This window comes from Streptomyces sp. CB01580 (genome assembly GCF_001905795.1).
In the GTDB taxonomy this organism is placed as follows: Bacteria; Actinomycetota; Actinomycetes; order Streptomycetales; family Streptomycetaceae; genus Streptomyces.
Genome location: NZ_LIXJ01000008.1, coordinates 187202 through 207961 on the forward strand (window position 1 = coordinate 187202; position 20760 = coordinate 207961).

Below are 20760 nucleotides of genomic sequence, written 5' to 3' on the forward strand. Positions count from 1 at the left end.
GATATGCGGCCCCTCACCCAAGACGACCCCCGCACCATCGGCGAGCACTGCACCCTGGCACGGCTCGGCGCGGGTGGCATGGGGGTGGTCTATCTGGCCCGTTCGCCCGGCGGAGCACTCGCCGCCGTGAAGGTGATCCGCGCCGAACACGCCGCCGACCCCGGCTTCCGCACCAGGTTCCGGCGCGAGACCGAGGCCGCCCGGAGGGTCACCGGACCGTGGGTGGTGCCGGTGACCGGAGCGGACCCCGAGGCCCGTGAGCCCTGGCTGGCCACCGCGTTCGTGCCGGGCCCCTCGCTGGCCGAGGCCGTCGCCACCGAGGGCCCGCTGCCCGAGACGACCGTCCGCCTGCTCGGCGCCCGACTCGCCGGCGCACTCGCCGCCGTGCACGACGCCGGGCTCGTCCACCGCGACGTCAAGCCCGGCAATGTGCTCCTCGCGCTGGACGGCCCCCGGCTCATCGACTTCGGTATCGCACGCCATGAGGGCGCCACCGCTCTCACCGCGACCGACGCCGTCATCGGCACGCCCGGCTACCTCGCCCCCGAACAGGCTTCGGCGGGGCCGCTCGGCCCGGCCTGCGACCTCTTCTCGCTGGGCTGCGTCCTCGTGTACGCGGCGACCGGGCGGCGGCCGTTCGGGCAGGGCAACGCCGCGGCGATGCTGTTTCGCACGGTGCACGAGGAACCGGACCTGAACGGTCTGCCGCCCGGACTGCTGCCCCTCGTCGCGAGCTGTCTGGCCAAGAACCCGGCGGACCGGCCGACGGCACGCCAGGTGGAGCAGCAGCTCACCGCCGCCACGGACCACACCGTTCCTACGGGTACCGCTGGTCCCACCCGAGCCGCCGATGACGCGCACACGGCCGCGCGTTCCTGGGCGCCGGCCGGGCTGTCCGCCCTGATCGCCGAACGCGCCACCGCCGCCCTCGCCCTTCCCACCCCCGAACCGCCCACGGTCGTGACGGACACCGATCCGGGGCCGCCGCGCCCGGCGCGGCGACGCGTCCTCACCGCCGCGGCCGCTGCCGCCCTCCTCCTGGCGGGCGGTGGAACCGCGGTCCGGATGATGGGCCGACAACGGGACGAGGAAACCACCACCCGCACACTTCCCACGTACACGGTCGGTCTGCACGCGGACCTGACCGGCCCGGGCAGAGCGGTCGGCGTGGCGCACGAGCGCGGCGTCCGGATCGCCGTCGCCGACCACAACTCCCGCGCCGCCGCCGGTTTCCGGCTCTCCCTGCGCACCGAGGACGACGGCGGGGACGCGACCCGCGCCCTTCGCGTGGCCGACCGGCTGGCAGCCGATCCGAAGGTGCTCGCGGTCATCGGCCCCACCGGGAACATCGCCGAGAACGCCGTCATCAGCCGCTACGAGAAGGCACGCCTCGCCCAGGTCGTCGTCGCGGCAGGGTCCACCACCGCGGAATCGTCGGTCACCAAGACCCTGTGCGTGACACGGCACTTCGACTCCGTCCTGCCGAACGCCCTGACCCGCTACGTGACCGTCCGCTCGATGAAACGGCTGGTCGTCGTCGAGGACCGCGCCGACCCACAGGCCGGCTGGTCGATCGCGAACCACTTCCGGGACACCCGGTTCCGGGAGACCGAGGTGACCGTGCGCCCGGTCGCGGCGGACTCCGCCTCCTTCGCCCCGGCCGCCCGCGCGGCGGTCGCGGCGGGAGCGGACGCCGTCGTCTACGCCGGGTCGTCACCCGTTCGGGGTGCCCGCTGCGCCCTCGCCCTGGCCGACGCCGGATTCACCGGGACCGGCATGTCCGTCGGACCGGTCCTGGCGCCCGCCTTCCGCCGGGACGCGGGGAGGGCGGCCGAGGGGTGGGTGTTCGCGGAGGCGTACACCGACCCGCCCGGGCTCCCCACCGCGAAGGCGTTCACCGCCGCGTACCGGAGACGGTTCGGGACCGCCCCGGCCCGCTGGGCCGCCGAGGCGTACGACGCGGTGGGGCTGATCGCCCGGGCGGTCCGGTCCACGAGCGCGGAGGACGCGGAACGCGGCGGCGTCGTGCAGCGGCTGTTCCTCACCCGCCATCCGGGCATCACCCGGACGCTGTCCTTCCGGCCCAACCGTGAGGTGGAGTACGAGACGGGGATGTTCCTCTACCGGATCGAGGGCGGGCAGGCGCGCTTTCTGGGGCCGTACGAAGACGTGTGAGGCGTACGAGGCGCACGGGCCGGGGCAGGGGACCGCCGGGCGCACCCGGCCGCCGGGGAGCGGACGGCTCCGTTCCCGACCGCGGGGCGCGGGCATGAAGCGGAACTGCGGGCGCGCTTAAGAAATCCTCGATGGACCCCGGGCGCGGGGTGCGGCAGATTTTGCCCGGGACGGCGCAGGATGGTGCGCGGCAGCCGACCGACGCGCTGCCATGCCGTCCCTCATCTTCGTCCCCGGGCCCGCGGATTCCCCCACGAATGCGCCGGTCCGGGGCACTCGACGTCGTACAGCGCAGGGAGCCACCGCCGTGAAGGCACTCGTGAAGCAGAAGGCCGAGCCCGGACTCTGGCTGATGGACGTGCCGGAGCCGGAGATCGGTCCCTCGGACGTACTGATCAAGGTGCTCCGCACCGGCATCTGCGGCACCGACCTGCACATCCGGAACTACGACGGCTGGGCCCAGCAGGCCGTCAGCACGCCGCTCGTCCTCGGGCACGAGTTCGTCGGCGAGGTCGCGGAGACCGGCGCCGACGTCGCCGACATCAAGATCGGTGACCTGGTCAGCGGCGAGGGCCACCTGGTGTGCGGGAAGTGCCGCAACTGCCTGGCCGGACGGCGTCACCTGTGTCGCTCCACCGTCGGGCTCGGCGTGGGACGGGACGGGGCGTTCGCGGAGTACGTCGCCCTGCCCGCGTCCAACGTCTGGGTGCACCGGGTCCCCGTGGACCTGGACGTGGCCGCGATCTTCGACCCGTTCGGCAACGCCGTGCACACCGCGCTGTCGTTCCCGCTGGTCGGGGAGGACGTGCTGATCACCGGCGCCGGGCCCATCGGCATCATGGCCGCCGCCGTCGCCAGGCACGCGGGCGCCCGCAACGTCGTCATCACCGACGTCAGCGAGGCCCGTCTGGAGCTGGCGCGGAAGGTCGGCGTCAGCCTCGCCCTGAACGTCGCCGAGGAGACCATCGCCGACGGGCAGCGACGGCTCGGCCTGCGCGAGGGCTTCGACATCGGTCTGGAGATGTCCGGGCGGCCCGAGGCGATGCGCGACATGATCGCGAACATGACGCACGGCGGCCGGATCGCCGTGCTCGGACTGCCGTCCGAGGAGTTCCCCGTCGACTGGGCCCACGTCGTCACGTCCATGATCACCATCAAGGGGATCTACGGCCGTGAGATGTTCGAGACCTGGTACGCCATGTCCGTGCTGCTGGAGGGCGGCCTCGACCTCGCCCCCGTGATCACCGGCCGGTACGGGTACCGGGACTTCGAGGCGGCCTTCGACGACGCGGCGAGCGGCCGTGGCGGCAAGGTCATCCTCGACTGGACCTCCTGACCCGCCACCGCCGTCCTCGAAGCCACCGACCGCCCGCCGAAGCTCAGGGCCCGCCCGCCGGACCCCGGGGACCGACAGCCGAAACCCGGGGGCCGGCCGCTGAGATTCAGGGCCCGCCCGCCCGAAGCCGCGCCCGACCGTCCGACACCCGACGCTCAACACCCCACGCCCGTACACGGCGAACCCTCGCGACCAGCTGGGAGACACCCCTCATGTTCGACTCCGTACGCGACGACCTGCGCACCACCCTCGACGAGATCCAGGCCGCCGGACTGCACAAGCCCGAGCGCGTGATCGGCACCCCGCAGTCCGCGAGCGTCGCCGTCACCGGGGGCGGCCGCCCCGGCGAGGTGCTCAACTTCTGTGCCAACAACTACCTCGGCCTCGCCGACCACCCCGACGTCGTCGCCGCCGCCCACGAGGCCCTGGACCGCTGGGGCTACGGCATGGCCTCGGTCCGCTTCATCTGCGGCACCCAGGAGGTCCACAAGGAGCTGGAGCGACGGCTCTCGACGTTCCTCGGCCAGGAGGACACGATCCTCTACTCCTCCTGCTTCGACGCCAACGGCGGTGTCTTCGAGACCCTCCTCGGCCCGGAGGACGCGGTCATCTCCGACGCCCTCAACCACGCCTCCATCATCGACGGCATCCGGCTGTCCAAGGCCCGGCGCTTCCGCTACGCCAACCGAGACATGGCCGACCTGGAGACCCAGCTCAAGGAGGCGTCCGGGGCCCGCCGCCGCCTCGTCGTCACCGACGGCGTCTTCTCCATGGACGGGTACGTCGCCCCGCTGCGCGAGATCTGCGACCTGGCCGAGCGCCACGACGCCATGGTCATGGTCGACGACTCGCACGCCGTCGGTTTCGTCGGCCCCGGCGGCCGGGGCACCCCCGAGCTGCACGACGTGATGGACCGCGTCGACATCATCACCGGCACCCTCGGCAAGGCCCTCGGCGGCGCGTCCGGCGGCTACGTCGCGGCCCGCGCCGAGATCGTCGCCCTGCTGCGCCAGCGCTCGCGCCCGTACCTCTTCTCCAACTCCCTCGCCCCGGTCATCGCGGCGGCCTCGCTCAAGGTCCTCGACCTGCTGGAGGGCGCCGACGACCTGCGTGGACGGCTCACCGCCAACACCAAGCTCTTCCGTACCCGGATGACCGAGGAGGGCTTCGACGTCCTGCCCGGCGACCACGCCATCGCTCCCGTCATGATCGGGGACGCGGCGAAGGCGGGCCGGATGGCGGAACTGCTCCTGGAGCGCGGGGTGTACGTGATCGGGTTCTCGTACCCGGTCGTCCCGCAGGGCGCGGCCCGCATCCGGGTCCAGCTCTCCGCCGCCCACTCCACCGAGGACGTGAACCGGGCCGTGGACGCCTTCGTCGACGCCCGCGCCGCACTGGGGGAATAGCCCCCGCTCTCCCGGTGTGTCGGGAGTACCTTCGTGACCTGGGACAATGGGTCACATGATCGATGCACGGCGGCTGCGTATCCTCCGTGCGGTGGCGGACCACCGCACGGTGACCGCAGCCGCCGCCGCGCTGTACCTCACCCCCTCCGCGGTCTCCCAGCAACTCGCCGCACTGGAACAGGAGACCGGCCATCGGCTCGTCGAACGCGGCGCGCGCGGTGCCCGGCTCACGGCCGCCGGGGAGATCCTGCTGACCCACACCAACGCGGTGCTGGCCCAGCTGGAACGGGCCGAGGCGGAGCTTGCCGCCTACGGCGCCGGGGACGCCGGAACGGTCACCGTCGCCGCGTTCGCCACCGGCATCGGCCTGGTCCTCGCCCCCGCGATCGCCGAACTCGCCGGCACCGCGCCCGGCATCCGGGTCCGCGCCCAGGATGCCGAGGGCGACGCGAGCGTGCCGATGGTGCTGGACCGGCAGGTGGACGTGGCGGTCGCCGTCGAGTACCGGGGCGCGCCGGGCGAGGACGACCGGCGGCTGACCCGGGTCCCGCTGTACTCGGAGCCGTTCGACGCGGTGCTGCCGGTGGCGCACCCGCTGGCCGGGGAGGACCGGGTGGCGATCGCCGACCTGGAGAAGGACCGGTGGGTCGGCCCGTACCCCGGCAACCCGTGCCACGACGTGGTGGTCCTTTCCTGCGAGTTCGCCGGGTTCCAGCCGAGGATGGAGCACTCCTCCGACGATTTTCGCGCCGTCGTCGCACTGGTCGGCGCGGGCGCCGGGGTGGCGCTGGTGCCCCGCTCGGCGCTGCGCGGCATGGAGCTGACGCGCGTGGTGGTACGGCCCGTACGGGGCAGCGCGCCGACCCGCCGGGTCTTCGCCGCGGTACGGCACGGGGCGGAGGGCCACCCGCTGATCGCGCCGGTGCTCGCCGCCCTGGCCGCGGCGGCGCGGCGCGAGGCCGCCCTTTCGCTGTCCGCGTCGCCGTGACGTGAACGGCCGGGGCGCGTCCCGGAATCCGTCCTGTCCCGCCGGGCCGGGCGTCGGCCCGGGAGTATCAACGGGTCACGTAGAAGAGGGAGAGCCCGAAGAACACCGCCAGCGCGACGGACGCCTGCAGCGTCCAGGGGCCGGATGCCTCTTCGTAGGGAATGTCGGGATCACTCAGTATGGTGCGCAGCGCCTTGCGATGCCCCAGAATCCCGACCGGAACGGCGAGGACCAGTCCGCAGTACACGGGGAGTATCTCCGTGAAGGCGTCACCGGACTCGGCGCAGTACGCCGCGACCGCCGCGAAGATCGCCGGCGGGCCGAGCGAGACGAATATCTTGTGATTCCTGGTGGGCATGGCGGGAAGCATGACGCCGAACCAGACCGCCACGCAGATCGCCGAGAAGAGCCACCACAGCGGCGAATTCTGCAACGCCATCTTTCGTTCCTCACTGGCAGACGGGGCGTTGAGGTGGTCCCTCACCGCCCCTGCCCGTTACTGGCTACGTGCTATGACCCGTTACTGGCCCGTAGGCCCTGGCATTGTACGAGGCGCTTGTTCCGGCGAAGACCGGTGACGGAGGTCGGTGCCACCACCGTGGGCATCGAGCGGGACGGCGGGAGCATCAGCAAGGGCGATGCGGGTGGTCCCACGCTGCGCGAGAAGGACGGCGATGTCGAACTCGTCGCCGTGCACAGTGCGTCGTGGCAGGCAGGCTGCCTGGGTTCCGACGCGACCCGCGGCGGCGCCGTGGAGACGCGCCTTGACGACATCGGCGACCGGGTTCAGCAGGTGCGTGGCACTGGACCGGCAGCGTCGTCCGACCGGTTCGGGGCAACGAGTGACCGGCTGCCCGGTCCCGAACGTGCGCCGTTCGGGACCGGGCAGCCGCACGGAGTCAGCCGGACCGGCCCCCGAGGACGCCGCGTCCCCCCGACGCGCCCGGGCGGATCGTGCCGAGTCCGGCCGCCACCACGACGGCCAGCGCCAGCACCCCGTACCGGGCCGGGGACAGATACGGCAACGAGCCGGTCGTCGACAGCGCGAACGCCGCCAGCGGCACCGCCGCGACCAGGGTGCCGATCACCAGACCGGCCACCGCCACCAGCGCCGTCTCCAGGACCAGCATCCGCCGCACCTGACGGCGGCCCGCGCCGACCAGGTGCAGCAGGCGGAATTCCGGGGTGCGGCCCACCGAGATCAGGGACAGTGTGCCGACCACCGCCAGCAGGGCGAAGCCGCCGATCACCCCGACCCCGATGATCACCAGGGCGTCGTCCTGCTCCGATGCCGGCGGGTCGATCCGTACGTCGTCCGGCGTCGCGGCACGGACCCGGGCACCCGGGTACGGGGCGAGCGCACGCCGCACCGCGTCGGCCGAGGCGGGCGAGCCGTCCGTGCGCACCAGGACGCTCCGGTCGAGCGGCGCCGTGGTGTGCGCGGCCAGCGCCTCGCGCGGCAGCATGAACTCGCCGAGCCCCAGGGACCGTTCGTAGACCGCGACCACGCGGGGCGCGACCCGCGTGCCGTCGCCGAGGCGGAGCTCCACCGTGTCGCCGATGCCCGCGTCCAGGTCGGCCGCCCGGTCCTCGCCGACCGCGATAGTGCCCCGGCCGACGAGGTCCGCGAGATCACCGGCCGTGACGTGCGGATCGAGCGCACCGGTCAGCCGATCCGCCGTCACGCCCAGCACGGGCAACCGCTCCAGGCGCGGTTCGCCCAGCTCGCGGTGGGCCAGCACGACCGCGGAGCGCAGCACCCCCGTCGCCGCCACCACCCCGGGAACCTCCCGCACCGCACGGGCGGCGTCGGCCGGAAGACCCGCCGGGCCCGTCACCACGAGGTCGGCCCGCAGCGCGGCGGCGGCCTGCCGGCCGGCGGCCCGCTCCAGCGTCGAGGCCGCCGACAACTGCACGCAGACGAACGCGACGAGCAGCACGATCGGGGTGATCGCCGCACCCAGCCGCCGGTGGTGCGCGGCGGCGGACCGGGCGGCAAGGAAGCCGGAGACCCCGCCCACCACCCGCACCGGCGCCCCCAGCACCCGCAGCGCCACCCGGGCGATCCGCGGTCCGAGCAGCGCCACCGCGATGATCAGCGAGGTCGCCGCGCCCGACGCGGCCACCGCGGCGGCCTGCCCGCCCTGCGCGGTCGCCGCACCGGCCGATCCGATCCCCGCGACGGCCAGCACCACCCCGGCGACCGTGCGCACCCGGCCCGGTTCGCTCGACTCGGGCGCACCCGCGGCGCCCAGGGCCGCCGCGGGCCGCAGTCCGGTGACGGACCGGGCCGCGAGCAACGACACCGGACGGGCCGGGAGGACGACGAGCACCGCGGCCACGGCGCCCGCCACCGGCGGCAGCCACAGCGGCACGGGCAGCGGCAACGGCTCCGTGGCCAGCAACGACCGCAGGTACAGCCCCAGCGGCACGGTCCCGATCGCGCCGAGCACCGCCGCCGCACCGGCCACCCGGCCCACCTCGCGCCCGACGGCCGACCTGAGCTGGCGCGGTGTCGCCCCGACCGCCCGCAGCAGAGCCAGTTCGCCGGACCGCTGGTGGACCGCCTGGGAGATCGTGGTGGCGATCACCAGCAGCGCCACCATCAGGACCGTTCCGGCGACGGAGGCGAGCAGCTCAAGCAGCTCGCCCCGGGTGCCGAGAGCGTCGACGTGTTCGGCCCGCCCGCGCTCCGCACCGGTGAGGACCACGACCGCGCGGTCGCCGCGGGCCCGGTCGGGCAACGCGGCCTCCAGCGAGGCCCGCAGCTCGCCGGCCGTCACCCCCCGTTCGGCGACGACGCCGATGGCGTCGACGGTGCCGGGGTGTCCGGCCAGGTCCGTCAGCCGGCGCTCGGTGAAGAACACCGCGGGGCCGTCACCCCGGTGCGCGGACGCGGCGACACCGCTGACGGTGTAGGGCCGGGGTGTCCCGTCGGCCCGCACGGTGATCCGGCTGCCGGGGCGGAGGGCGGCCGCGGCGGCGAGGGCGTCGTCGACGACCACCTCGCCCGGGGCGCCCGGCGCGTGACCGCCGGTCAGCCGGTACGGGGTGAGGACCGCGGCCTGCCAGGACCGGCCGACGGCCCCGGCCGCGCCCCGTCCGGTACCGTCGCCGGGGGCGCCGCCCACGGTCACCGGGACCGAGTCGTCCGCGACGGCCTTCGCGACCCTCTCGGCACCGGCCGCCCGTGCCACCGCCGAGCGGTCGAGCCTGACGCGTTCCGGCAGATGGGCCTCGGCGGTCTTCGGCTCGCTGCCCCACGGTTTCGCCGTGTAGGTGACCCGTTGGTCCCCGACCACCACCGCGTCCGCCCCGGCGTACCGTGCCACCGGGGGCGCGGCCAGCAGCAGCGAACCGAGGACGAGGGCGAACGAACCGATCAGCGCGACCGCGGCCGCCGTCGCGGCGAACACCGCGGCCCAGGCCCGCCGATGGGCCCTCAGCGAGCGCCGGGCGAGAAAGGCCGAAGCCCGCCGCACCCCAAAACGCACGTCCGGGCCGGGCCCGCGGGGCGTGACGCCCGTACCCGTGTCCGCCTCCGTGCGGGTGTACGTGCTCATCGCAGCCGGCCGCCGTCCATCGTCAGTACGGTGTCCGCCCAGCTCGCCGCCGCCGGCTCATGGGTGACCATGACGACCGTGCGGCCGTCGGCCCGGACCGCGTCCCGCAGCAGCCCGAGCACCAGGCCCGCCGACTCCGGGTCCAAGGAGGCCGTCGGCTCGTCCGCGAAGATCACCTCGGGTGCGGTCACCAGCGCCCGTGCCACCGCGACCCGCTGCTGCTGACCGCCCGAGAGCGTCGCGGGGACCTGCCCGCCCCGGCCCGCCAGGCCGACCCGGGCCAGCAGATCACGGCCGCGGGCGAGCACCCGCTCGTCCGTCGGACCGGCGCCCGCCAGCACCAGCGGCAGCACCACGTTCTCCTCGATGGTCAGCGAGGGCACCAGGTTCAGGGCGTGCGACTGGAACACGAACCCGATCCGGTCCCGGCGCAGCCGGGTCAGCGCGGCCTCGGACAACGAGCCGAGATCGGTCCCCCCGACCCGTACCGTCCCCGAGCTCGGGCGGTCCAGGCCCGCCGCGCACTGCAGGAACGTGCTCTTCCCCGACCCCGAGGGCCCCACCACCGCGGTGAAGCTCCCGGCCGGGACCGCGCAGCTCACCGCGTCGAGCGCGAGCGTCCCCCGGCCGCCCCGCGGCCCATGGCGCCGGGTCACCGACTCCAGGGCGAGCGCGGTCGCCCGCACCCCCGTGACCGTTGTGACCGTGTCCACCCTCGAACCCACCGTTCCTCTCCCATTCCTTGGCTGACCTGCGTAAACGCTAGGTGCGCCGGGATCGAGGAGCGAGGGCGCGCACACCCGGACCGGGGTTCAGCCAGGTACACCGGGGGCCGGGGGGAGACCACCACTCCGGCGACGGGTAACGCCCCGTAACGTGGTGCGGCATGAGCACCACCCCCACCCCACTGACGATCGCCGTCCGGCGCTCCTGGGACGCCTCGCGCCACCTGCTCATCGGCATGGGGACGGCCATGGTCTGCTACGTGGGCACCTTCCTGGTGGTGGCCGTCCTGCTGTTCGCGGCGGTGCTCATCGGGTTGCCCGCCCTGCCCGAGGCCGTGAAGCCGCTGCGGCTGCTGGTGGAGTTCGAGCGCCGCAGGGCGGCCGAACGGCTCGGCGTCCCCCACGCCCCGGCGCCCCGGCCCGCCCCGGACGGCGGTGAACTCTCCGAACGGGTGCGCCGTGTCCTCACCGATCCGATGGTCTGGCGGGGGGCGCGCTGGATGCCGTTCCACGCGCTCGCGGGGAACGGCCTCGGATGTCTCGCGATGGTGCTGTGGCCGGTCGGGCTCTTCGTCGACGGGGTCGTGCTGCCGGTCCAGCACCTGCTGGACCGGCGGAGGGCCGACGAGTACGGCACGCCGCCTCCGGTGCGGCATGGTTGGGCCCTGCGCTGGCACGGTGTCCTCGCCGACCTGGCGGCGAGCTGGACCCGGTCCCTGCTCACACCCTCGCCGTCCGCCGCCCTCGCCGGCCGGATCGATCAGCTGACCGAGAGCCGGGCCGGGGCGGTCGAGGCGCACGGCGCCGAACTGCGCCGCATCGAACGGGACCTGCACGACGGAGCCCAGGCCAGGATCGTCGCCCTGTCGATGCGCATCGGCCTCGCCAAACAGCTCCTCGACCGCGACCCGGACGCCGCGCGCCGGCGCCTCGACGAGGCCCAGGACGGGGCGGAGGAGGCGCTGGCGGAGCTGCGGCACGTGGTGCGCGGCATCCACCCGCCGGTCCTGACGGACCGCGGACTCGCGGGCGCGGTACGGGCGTTGGCCGCCGACGTCGGCGTGCCCGTCAGCACGGACGTGGACGGTGTGGACGACGGACGACGGCTTCCGGCCGCGATCGAGGCAGCCGCGTACTTCGTGGTCGCCGAGGCTTTCACCAACATCGGAAAGCACAGCGGCGCCACGGCCGCGACCGTGCGGATCGACCGGCCCCCCGGCATCCTGCGCGTGGTCGTCGGCGACGATGGTCGTGGCGGCGCGGACGAAGGCGCCGGCAGCGGGCTGGTCGGCATCAGACGGCGGATCGCCGCCCTCGACGGCACCACCCGCATCAGCAGCCCCACCGGGGGGCCTACGGAGATCGAAGTGGAGCTGCCGTGCGGATCGTGATCGCGGAGGACAACGCGCTGCTGCGGGAGGGCCTGATCCTGCTGCTCACCAGCTCGGGCCACGAGGTGGTGGCGGCCGCGGCGGCCGGGCCCGAGGTGCTGCCCGCCCTGCTGGAGCACCGCCCGGACGCCGCCGTGCTCGACGTGAGGCTCCCGCCCACCTTCCGGGACGAGGGCCTGCGTGCCGCGCTCGCCGCCCGCGACCGGCTGCCCGACCTGCCGATCCTGGTCCTGTCGCAGTACGTCGAGGAGACGTACGCCGCCGAACTGCTCGCCCGGGGCGCCCAGGGCATCGGCTACCTGCTGAAGGACCGGGTGGGCCGCGTCGACCAGTTCCTCCAGGCGCTCGAACGGGTCGCGGGCGGGGGCACGGCGCTGGATCCCGAGGTGGTGACGCAGCTGCTGACCCGCAAGTCGTCGGCCGAACCCCTGCAGAACCTCACCCCGCGCGAGCGCCAGGTGCTGGAACTCATGGCACAGGGCAAGGCGAACGGCACCATCGCCGACGAACTGGTGGTGACCGAGCGCGCCGTGAGCAAGCACATCGGGTCGATCTTCCTCAAGCTCGGTCTGGAACCGGACGACGGCACGGTGCACCGGCGGGTGCTCGCGGTGCTGGCGTACCTGGAGGGCAAGGGCGCGCGCTGACCGCGGTCCGGGACCGGACCGCGCCGCACGGGGCTGTGTGGGCGCCCGCTACCGGCCGGCGGGCGCGGTCCGCCGTTCGCGGGTCGCGCGTGCCGTGGGCACCACGACGGGGGCGCCGTCGCCGGGCGCGTCCATGATGTCCGCCTCGACCCCGTACAGCTCCCGGACGAGGGCGGCGTCCACCACGTCACGGGCCGCGCCCCGGGCGACGATCCGGCCCCCGTTCATGGCCACCAGGATGTCCGCGTACCGGGCGGCGCCCGCCAGGTCGTGCAGCACCATCACGACCGTGCGGCCGGCCGCCGCCACCTCCCTGACCAGTTCGAGGACCTCGACCGCGTGCCCCAGGTCGAGTGCGCTGGTCGGCTCGTCGAGCAGCACGATCGGCGTCTGCTGGGCGAGCACCATCGCGAGCCAGCAGCGCTGGCGCTGGCCGCCGGACAGCTGGTCGATGCGGCGGTCGGCCAGCCCGGTGGTGCCGGTGGCGGACAGGGCCTCGCGCACGGCTCGTTCGTCCTCGCGGGACCACTGCCGGAACAGGCCCTGGTGGGGGTGGCGTCCGTACCGGACGAGACCGGCGACGGTCACCGCCTCCGGAGCCTGCGGGGACTGCGGCAGCAGGGCGATGCGGTGTGCGGCGGCGCGCTGGCTCAGCTGCCAGACGTCAAAGTCGCCCGCCCGGACGGTGCCCGACTCCGGGCGGTGGAGGCGGGCGATCGACCGCAGCAGGGTGGACTTGCCGCAGCCGTTGGGGCCGACGATCGCGACGACCTTGCCGGCGGGCACGGACAGGTCGACCCCGTTCACGACGGTGTGGCCGGGGTACCCGGCGGTGAGCGCCTCGATCATCAGGTCCATGCCGCCCGCCGCGGGGCCCGTGGCGGGCGGTGTGCGGGGCGGGACCGTCGTCGTGGTGGCGTCTGTCATGCCGGTCATGCCTTTCCTCGGGGCTGTCCGGGCCGGAACCGGCGGTCGGGGCCGCCCTCCCGCACAATCAGCATAGGTAAGCCTAGCCTAATCACCGTTCGGTCTCCCGGAGGCTGCGGTGCACGGCCCGGCCCCGTCCCGTCCGTCAAGCCCGGCGGGCCGCACCGAACTCGGCCGCCGCGCGCCCCGTATGCGCATGCCGTGCGCGACGCGCGCACCTCGCCGCAGGGGTACCGCTCCGCGCGTTCCTGCGGGGTGCCGCTCGCGTCGACCCGGTGGGTACGGGCAGGATGCCGTACGCCGTGTCATGTCTCGTCTTGACGTCCCGCGCTCAGGAGGCCCGTATGCCCAGCCCGAACCAGCCCGTGCCCTTCACCGCCGACGACTACCGGGCACGGATGGCGCGCGCGGCCGACGCCGCCGCCGAGGCGGGGCTCGCGGGGGTGCTGGTCGCCCCCGGCCCCGACCTCGTCCACCTCACCGGCTACCAGCCCGTGAGCACCGAACGCCTCACGCTCCTCGTCCTCACGCCCGGTCAGGACCCCGTCCTCGTCGTCCCGACCCTGGAGGCCCCCGATGCGGCGGAGGCCGTCGGCGGACCGGCCCTCACCCTGCGGGACTGGACCGACGGCAAGGACCCGTACGCCGTCGCCGCCCCGCTCCTGTCGGACCAGGGGCGGTACGGGATCAGCGACAACGCCTGGGCCATGCATCTGCTCGGACTGCGGCACGCGCTCCCGGACACCTCGTACGTCTCCCTCACCGAGGCCCTGCCGATGCTCCGCGCGGTCAAGGACGCCCCCGAACTGGAGCGTCTCGCGGCCGCCGGGGCCGCCGCCGACGCCACGTACGAGGAGATCCTCAAGGTGCGGTTCTCGGGGCGCAAGGAGACCGACATCGCCGCCGAACTGTCCGACCTGCTCAAGCGGTTCGGGCACTCCCAGGTCGACTTCACCGTCGTCGGCTCCGGCCCGAACGGCGCCAACCCGCACCACGAGGCGGGCGACCGCACCATCGAGCAGGGCGACATGGTGGTGCTCGACTTCGGTGGTCTGAAGCACGGTTACGGCTCCGACACCTCCCGCACGGTTCATGTCGGCGAACCCACCGCCGAGGAGCAGCGGGTCCACGACATCGTGCGGCAGGCGCAGGAGGCGGGCTGCGCCGCGGTCCGGCCCGGGGCCGCCTGCCAGGAGGTCGACCGGGCGGCCCGCGCCGTCATCACCGAGTTCGGCTACGGCGAGCGCTTCATCCACCGCACCGGCCACGGCATCGGCGTCACCACCCACGAGCCGCCGTACATGATCGAGGGCGAGGAACGGCCGCTGGTGCCCGGGATGTGCTTCTCGGTGGAGCCGGGCATCTATCTGCCGGGCCGGTTCGGCGTACGGATCGAGGACATCGTGACCGTGACCGAGGACGGCGGCCGACGCCTCAACAACACGGCGCGCGAACTGGCGATCGTCGAGTAGCCGGGCCGTTTTGGGCAGGCCCTCCGCCGCGGTCGGGCGCCCAGCGTGGTGGAGGGCAGGTGCCCCCGGCGCGCTCCGACGGCCGTGTCGGTCGTTTTGCGGCTCGCGCCCGCGCAACCGGTGCGGCATGTCGCTGAGCGGGCCTCATGGGTGCCGGGCTCGACCGCCGTCATGCCGCGCTTGTACGTGCCGGCCGGCCGCCCCGGTGCGGGCTCCACGGCCGGGAAATCGCTGCTTCATGAGATCCTCCCGTCTCGTTCCCGGCAGGGGTGCAGGAGTTGAAGTGCGCTTCAGAGCGAGGAAGCCGACCTCGCACCAGGAGCGGGTCGGGTCGTGTCCCGGTCGTCGGCCAGCAGCACGCACGACTCCGGCGGCAGGTGCAGCAGCCCGTCGCTCCCCGGCGCCTCGACGGGCTCCCACGCCGCCACCACCCGGCCGAAGCCGCCCCTGCGCCGTCCGTCGCCCAGCGGGATCGTGGCAGGCCTCCCGTCGAGGTTGACGGCGATGCGCAGATCGCCCCGCCGGTAGGCCAGCCAGCGCGCGTGCTCGTCGAAGGCGGTGCGCACCGACGCCAGATCGGGGTCGGCGAGGTCGGGCAGCGTGCGGCGCAGCGCGATCAGTCGGCGGTACCAGGCCAGCAGGCGGGCGTGCGGCTCCCGGTCCGGTTCGCTCCAGTCCAGGCAGGAGCGGTCACGGGTGGCCGGGTCCTGCGGGTCGGGGACGTCGTCGGTGGCCCAGCCGTGCGACGCGAACTCGCGTCGCCTGCCGGTGCGGACCGCCTCGGCCAGCGCCGGATCCGTGTGGTCGGTGAAGTACTGCCAGGGGGAGCGGGCGCCCCATTCCTCGCCCATGAACAGCATCGGGGTGAAGGGGCCGGTCAGCACGAGCGCGGCGGCGCAGGCCAGCAGGCCGGGGGAGAGCGTGGCGGTGAGCCGGTCGCCCCGTGCCCGGTTGCCGATCTGGTCGTGGGTCTGGGCGGAGCCGATGAAACGGTGGGCCGGGGTGCGGGCGATGTCGACCGGGCGGCCGTGGGTCCGGCCGCGGAAGACGGAGTACGTACCGTTGTGGAAGAACCCGCTGGTCACCGTCTTGGCGACGGCGGCCAACGGGGCGGCGGCGAAGTCCGCGTAGTACCCCTGGGACTCGCCGGTCAGCGCGGTGTGCAGGGCGTGGTGGAAGTCGTCGTTCCACTGGGCGTGCAGTCCGATGCCGCCGGCCTCGCGCGGTGTGGTCGTCCGCGGATCGCAGCGGTCGGACTCGGCGATCAGCGGCAGCGGGCGGCCCAGCTCGGCGGAGAGCTCGTCGGCCGCCGCGGACAGCTCCTCCAGAAAGGTCAGCGCCCGGGAGTCGGCCAGCGCGTGGACCGCGTCCAGTCGCAGCCCGTCGAGCCGGTAGTCCCGCAGCCAGGCGAGCGCGCTGCCCAGCAGATAGGCCCGCACCTCGTCCGAGCCGGGTGCGTCGAGGTTGACCGCCGCGCCCCACGGGGTCCGGTGGGTGTCGGTGAAGTACGGGCCGAAGGCCGGGAGGTGGTTGCCCGACGGGCCGAGGTGGTTGTGCACCACGTCCAGGACCACCGCGAGCCCCAGACCGTGCGCCGTGTCGACGAAGCGCTTGAGGCCCGACGGGCCGCCGTACGGCTCGTGCACGGCCCAGGGCGCCACCCCGTCGTACCCCCAGCCGCGGGTGCCGGGGAAGGGGCACACCGGCATCAGCGACACATGGGTGACGCCCAGTGCGGTGAGATGGCCGAGCCGGGCCGCCGCGGCGTCGAAGGTGCCCTCCGGCGTGAACGTACCGATGTGCAGTTCGTACAGGACGGCGCCCGGCAGCCCCCGCCCCGCCCATGCGTTGCGCCAGGCGTACGCCGAGTGGTCGACGACGGCGCTCGGCCCGTCCGGCCCGTCGGGCTGGCGGCGCGAACGGGGGTCGGGCAGTACGCGTACCCGATCGGCCTCGCCCCCGCCACCGCTTCGGTCCCCGCCCCCGCCTCGTTCCCCGTCCCCGTCTCCGTCCCCGTCCTCGTTCCGTTCCCCGTGCGCGCCGCCGTCCTCGTTCCCGCCCCCGGCCAGGACGAATCCGTAACGGTCCCCGTCCGATGCCTCGGCCTCCACCGTCCACCAGCCGGCCCGCTCGGCGTCGCGCGCCATCGCCCGTCGCGCGCCCGCCAGCCACAGGCCGACCGTGTCCGCGTCCGGTGCCCATACCTCGAACAGCATGCAACGCTCCTCGTCTTCTCGCGCACCCGTGCCCCGTCGTCGGCAGCAGCCGCGACGGCTGGCTCACGACACTGGATCGAGCCCGTTACTGGCGATTAAGGTCTGGTCCTGATCATTGCCCTGCCCGCTTTCGCTCAATACGCACTCCCTCTTACGGCTGTGGAGGCCGAGATGAACGTGCCGCGGTCGAATGTGCCGATGCCGAACTCTTCGCCGCCCCCATCCTCACCGGCCGCTACCCCGACGAGAGCTTCGCCGCGCTGATGCCCGGCCCCGTCGCGGACGACCTCGCGACCATCTCCACCCCGCTCGACTGGTACGGCGTCGACTACTACAACCCCACCCTCGTCGGTGCCCCCGACGCACAGGCCCTCGATTCCTTCTCCGGCTTCGAGATGCCCGCCGAACTCCCCTTCGGCATCCGGGAGATAGAGGGTTACGAGAAGACCGACTTCGGCTGGCCCGTCGCCCCCGACGGACTGCGCGAAACCCTCGTGCAGCTGCACGCCCGCTTCGGCGACCGCCTCCCGCCGCTGTACATCACCGAGAACGGCTGCGCCGTCGACGAACCCGCCCGCGACACCCGCCGGATCGCCTACCTCGAAGGACATCTGAAGGCCCTGCACACCGCGATCGGCGCGGGCGTCGACGTCCGCGGCTACTTCACCTGGTCGCTGACCGACAACGTCGAGTGGATCGAGGGGGCCGGCAAGCGCTTCGGACTGGTGCACATCGACTACGAGACGCTGCGCCGCACCCCCAAGGACTCCTACGCCTGGTACCGCGACCTGATCCACGCCCAGAAGAACGGACACGCTGCGGCCGGGCGCGCCTGACGGCGTCCCGCGCCCGGGTCCCTCACGGCCGTCCTTCCACGGCCGCCCGGGCCTTACGAACGGCCCCGTGCGTGATCAATACTTCGCGCCATGGTCGCTTCGTGGTGGTCCCGGGCCCGACTGGGGATCTTCGTGCACTGGACGCCCGCCTCCGTGCCGGGCTGGGCCCCGCCGTACGTCCCCCCGGACGAACTCCCGGCGGAGGGCCGACGCGCCCCGCTCGCCTGGACGGCGTACGCCGAGTGGTACGAGAACGCGCTCCGCTTTCCCGGCAGCCCCGTCTCCGCCCACCACCGGGCCACCTACGGCACCCGCCCCTACACCGCCTTCGGCGGCGACTTCAACGACGCGCTGGACTCCTGGGACCCGGCCGCCTGGGCCCGCGGGTTCCGGGCCGCCGGTGCCCGCTACGCCGTCCTCGTCACCAAGCACCACGACGGGTTCTGCCTCTGGCCCTCCGAGGTCGCCAACCCGCACCGCACCGGCTGGCACACCGTGCGCGACGTGGTCGGGGAGTTCGCCGAGGCCGTACGGGCGGAGGGGATGCGCTTCGGCGTCCACTACTCCGGAGGACTCGACTGGACCTTCGACGACCGCCCCATCGGCACCGCCGCGGACACCGTCTCCGCGGTCCCCCGCGGCGGCTACCCCGCCTACGCGGACGCGCAGGTGCGCGAACTGATCCGCCGCTACCACCCCGACATCCTCTGGAACGACATCGCCTGGCCCGCCTCCCGGGCCGACGTCCAGCGGCTCATCGCGTACTACCGGTTCACCGTCCCGCACGGCGTCGTCAACGACCGGCTGTACCCGTACACACCGATGTGGCGCGCGCTGCGGCTGCCGGGGGTCGGGGCCCTGTACGACCGCCGCGAGCGCCGCACCGTCGCCCGGGGCGAGGGGTTCGTCCCCCGCAAGCCCCCGTACTACGACTTCCGCACGCCCGAGTTCGCCCGCTGCACCGGCCCCGACCCGTACGAGATCACCCGCGGCATCGACCACAGCTTCGGCTACAACCGCAACTCCCCGCCCGAGGCGTTCCTCGGCCGGGACGCGCTGGAGGCGCTCGTCCGCGAGACGGCGGCGGAGGGCGGCAACGTGCTGCTCAACGTGGGGCCGCGCGGCGAGGACGCGACGATCCCCGCCGAACAGCGCCTGCGTCTGGAGTGGCTGGCGGAACTCGCCCGCCGGGACGGTCAGTCCCAGACCATGTCGAAGGACCGCCCGAAGTTCGCATAGCCGAGGCGGGCGAAGGACGCGGCCATCGGGGCGTTGCCGAGATCGGTCGCGGCCCGGATCCGGTCCACTCCGTCCTGCGAGGCCAGCAACCGGGTCCCCTCGGCGAGGATGCCGTCCACGTACCCGTGGCCGCGCCGGGCGGGAAGGACGCCGATGTACGCGATGATCGGGTTGTAGTCGTTGCGCGCCGGGATCACGAACCCGACCGGATCGCCGTCCGGCAGTTCGGCGATCCGCCACCACTCGCGCGGGGTGGCGTACAGGGCCAGCTCCTCGTCGTAGTGCTTCTCGGCCGCCTCCCGGGCGCTGAGCCCGGACGCCAGATCGGCCCGGCCGTGGGCGTCCAGGGTGCCCTCCATCACCGCCGTCATCAGCGCGAGCAGATCCTCACGACCCTCCACCGGGCGGAACCGCAGCCGTCCGTCGTCCGGCGGCACCGGCGTACCGGCGCGCCACTCCAGGCGCAGCCGCTCCACCAGCATCCGCGCCCCGGAACGCTCCATCACCCGGATCCGCGCCTCGACGCTCTCACGGGTGGCCGGGTCCTCGCGCCAGTCCGGCGGTACGAAACGGCCGTACTCGGGGCGCGGCGCGCCGGCCGGTACGACCGCCGCCGTCGCCGTCTCCAGCAGCCGCAGGCCCGCCTCCTCGCGTTCGGGCCGTGGCAGGGTGTCGTCCAGGTCGAAGACGTCGAGGAGCAGAGGGGCGTCCCCGTCCCGGCTCCACCAGGCGATCCGGGCCACCACGCGCTCGCCGCGCAGCGCCACCCACATCCACCCGGGACGTCGGCGCCCGCTCTCCAGGTCCTCGGTGAGCTCGTCGTCGAGGAGGTAGGACAGCCGGAGAAAGAGCCCGAGTTCGTCCGGGCCGGTCAGCGGACGGATGGTCAGTTCCTGCGACGTCGCTTCCGGTGAAGCTGGGGGCACGAGGTCTCCTCGGCGGTTGTGGAAGGCCGCCCGGGGACCACGGGCGGCGCGAGGCGGGAGACGGTAGCAACCGCTCCCCGGCCCCGCTCCCGGTTTTCGCGGCGCCGCGAAAGCCGGACGGGAGCGTGCCCGTGCGGGCCGGGGTTCTTCTGGACACCCCGGGGCGGTCGGGCCGACAATTGGGCGCGTGACGTCCTCCTTCGAGTCCCACACGTACTCCGCGCGGCCGTCGGACGCCCAGCGCGACCGTGTGATCGGCGTACTCAGAGACGGCGCCGCACAGGGCAAGCTGTCGCACGACACGTTCATGCGCCGCATGGAACTGGCTCTCGTCGCCCGGAGCCCGGAGGAACTGTCCGCCCTCACCGCCGACCTGGCGGGGAGCGAGGGCCGCTGGTCGCGGCGGCTGCTGAAGGTCGTGGGCGGGGTGTCCGGCTTCCCCGGCCGGGTGCGCCGGGTCTGGCGGACCGAACGGCTGCCGAGGCTGCTGCTTCCCGTCCCCGGTCCGTACCCCCTGCTGATCGGCCGCGATCCCGGCAGCGGACTGCGGCTCAACCACGAGTCCGTCTCCCGGCTCCACGCCGAACTCACCACGCGGGACGGCCGCTGGATGCTCCGCGACCTCGGCTCGACCAACGGCACGTGCGTCAACGGGCAGCGCGTCGTCGGTGTGGTACGGGTCCGCGAGGGGGACCAGGTGAGCTTCGGGGGAATGAGCTTCCGGCTCACCGCGCCCGCCCTCGAACCTCCCGCCTGACGGCGCCCCCCGCCGCCCGACGCGCGCCGGACCCGACCGGCCGGGTCCCCGGTCGTGGCGGTGGTTTCGAGGGGCGGTCCCCTCTCCCGGGCCCACAGGGGCTCGTGGGCCCGGCCGGAACCGGCGCGCGGGACAAGGGAACGGCCACGGGTTCCG

15 protein-coding genes and 1 pseudogene are annotated in these 20760 nt (G+C 74.0%); 10 read left to right on the plus strand and 6 right to left on the minus strand.

The window, feature by feature from the left end; all coding sequences use genetic code 11:
• Nucleotides 1-3 precede the first annotated feature (3 nt).
• The 4 genes from AMK22_RS14945 (at nucleotide 4) to AMK22_RS14960 (ending at nucleotide 5905) form a co-directional block, all read left to right on the plus strand.
• Nucleotides 4-2175: a bifunctional serine/threonine-protein kinase/ABC transporter substrate-binding protein gene (locus tag AMK22_RS14945; RefSeq protein ID WP_073785173.1), complete on the plus strand. Its 2172-nt coding sequence runs from the start codon at nucleotides 4-6 to the stop codon at nucleotides 2173-2175.
• A gap of 307 nt (nucleotides 2176-2482) precedes the next feature.
• Nucleotides 2483-3511, plus strand: a complete 1029-nt coding sequence (gene tdh / locus AMK22_RS14950; RefSeq protein WP_073785174.1) for an L-threonine 3-dehydrogenase — start codon at nucleotides 2483-2485, stop codon at nucleotides 3509-3511.
• Between the two features lie 212 nt (nucleotides 3512-3723).
• Nucleotides 3724-4917: a glycine C-acetyltransferase gene (locus AMK22_RS14955; protein ID WP_073785175.1), complete on the plus strand. Its 1194-nt coding sequence runs from the start codon at nucleotides 3724-3726 to the stop codon at nucleotides 4915-4917.
• A gap of 55 nt (nucleotides 4918-4972) precedes the next feature.
• Nucleotides 4973-5905: a LysR family transcriptional regulator gene (locus tag AMK22_RS14960; protein WP_073785176.1), complete on the plus strand. Its 933-nt coding sequence runs from the start codon at nucleotides 4973-4975 to the stop codon at nucleotides 5903-5905.
• 67 nt (nucleotides 5906-5972) lie between these two features.
• Here the strand turns inward: AMK22_RS14960 and AMK22_RS14965 are convergent, their stop codons facing one another.
• From AMK22_RS14965 to AMK22_RS14975, 3 genes are all read right to left on the minus strand, one after another.
• Nucleotides 5973-6344: a hypothetical protein gene (locus tag AMK22_RS14965; RefSeq protein ID WP_073785178.1), complete on the minus strand. Its 372-nt coding sequence runs from the start codon at nucleotides 6342-6344 to the stop codon at nucleotides 5973-5975.
• A gap of 460 nt (nucleotides 6345-6804) precedes the next feature.
• Complete coding sequence (locus AMK22_RS14970; protein WP_073785180.1) at nucleotides 6805-9468, minus strand: FtsX-like permease family protein; 2664 nt, start codon at nucleotides 9466-9468, stop codon at nucleotides 6805-6807.
• A complete protein-coding gene (locus AMK22_RS14975) occupies nucleotides 9465-10181 on the minus strand; it encodes an ABC transporter ATP-binding protein (protein ID WP_073785182.1) in 717 nt (238 codons plus the stop codon). Before AMK22_RS14975 ends, AMK22_RS14970 begins: the two co-directional genes overlap by 4 nt.
• A 173-nt stretch (nucleotides 10182-10354) precedes the next feature.
• Between AMK22_RS14975 and AMK22_RS14980 the strand changes: the two genes are divergently transcribed.
• Nucleotides 10355-11584: a sensor histidine kinase gene (locus AMK22_RS14980; RefSeq protein WP_073785184.1), complete on the plus strand. Its 1230-nt coding sequence runs from the start codon at nucleotides 10355-10357 to the stop codon at nucleotides 11582-11584.
• A complete protein-coding gene (locus AMK22_RS14985) occupies nucleotides 11572-12231 on the plus strand; it encodes a LuxR C-terminal-related transcriptional regulator (protein WP_073785186.1) in 660 nt (219 codons plus the stop codon). The genes AMK22_RS14980 and AMK22_RS14985 overlap by 13 nt, the downstream gene beginning before the upstream one ends.
• A 48-nt stretch (nucleotides 12232-12279) precedes the next feature.
• On the opposite strand, the gene AMK22_RS14990 is transcribed toward AMK22_RS14985, so the two are convergent.
• On the minus strand, nucleotides 12280-13089 hold the full coding sequence (locus AMK22_RS14990; protein WP_073785342.1) for an ABC transporter ATP-binding protein: 810 nt from the start codon (nucleotides 13087-13089) through the stop codon (nucleotides 12280-12282).
• Between the two features lie 413 nt (nucleotides 13090-13502).
• Here AMK22_RS14990 and AMK22_RS14995 point away from each other — a divergent pair, with 413 nt between their 5' ends.
• The gene (locus AMK22_RS14995; RefSeq protein ID WP_073785188.1) at nucleotides 13503-14630 is read left to right on the plus strand and encodes an aminopeptidase P family protein; all 1128 of its coding nucleotides are present in this window, start codon (nucleotides 13503-13505) and stop codon (nucleotides 14628-14630) included.
• A 290-nt stretch (nucleotides 14631-14920) separates the two neighbouring features.
• Here AMK22_RS14995 and treZ read toward each other — a convergent pair whose 3' ends face one another.
• Nucleotides 14921-16846 carry a malto-oligosyltrehalose trehalohydrolase gene (gene treZ / locus AMK22_RS15000; protein WP_073785190.1) on the minus strand — a complete coding sequence of 642 codons (1926 nt, stop codon included), beginning with the start codon at nucleotides 16844-16846 and terminating at the stop codon, nucleotides 14921-14923.
• Nucleotides 16847-17007: 161 nt separating this feature from the next.
• Here treZ and AMK22_RS15005 point away from each other — a divergent pair.
• Both AMK22_RS15005 and AMK22_RS15010 read left to right on the plus strand, forming a co-directional pair.
• Nucleotides 17008-17682, plus strand: a pseudogene (locus AMK22_RS15005) (family 1 glycosylhydrolase); the annotation flags it as partial.
• 90 nt (nucleotides 17683-17772) lie between these two features.
• Nucleotides 17773-18921 (plus strand): alpha-L-fucosidase, encoded by a 1149-nt coding sequence (locus AMK22_RS15010; protein WP_073785192.1) that lies wholly within the window; start codon nucleotides 17773-17775, stop codon nucleotides 18919-18921.
• Here the strand turns inward: AMK22_RS15010 and AMK22_RS15015 are convergent.
• The gene (locus AMK22_RS15015) at nucleotides 18879-19847 is read right to left on the minus strand and encodes a GNAT family N-acetyltransferase (protein WP_073785194.1); all 969 of its coding nucleotides are present in this window, start codon (nucleotides 19845-19847) and stop codon (nucleotides 18879-18881) included. The two genes, AMK22_RS15010 and AMK22_RS15015, sit on opposite strands and share 43 nt — an antisense overlap.
• A gap of 187 nt (nucleotides 19848-20034) precedes the next feature.
• On the opposite strand from AMK22_RS15015, the gene AMK22_RS15020 reads away from it, so the two are divergent.
• Nucleotides 20035-20604, plus strand: coding sequence for a DUF1707 and FHA domain-containing protein (locus tag AMK22_RS15020; RefSeq protein WP_073785196.1), 570 nt, complete (start codon nucleotides 20035-20037; stop codon nucleotides 20602-20604).
• The last annotated feature ends 156 nt before the right edge of the window (nucleotides 20605-20760 follow it).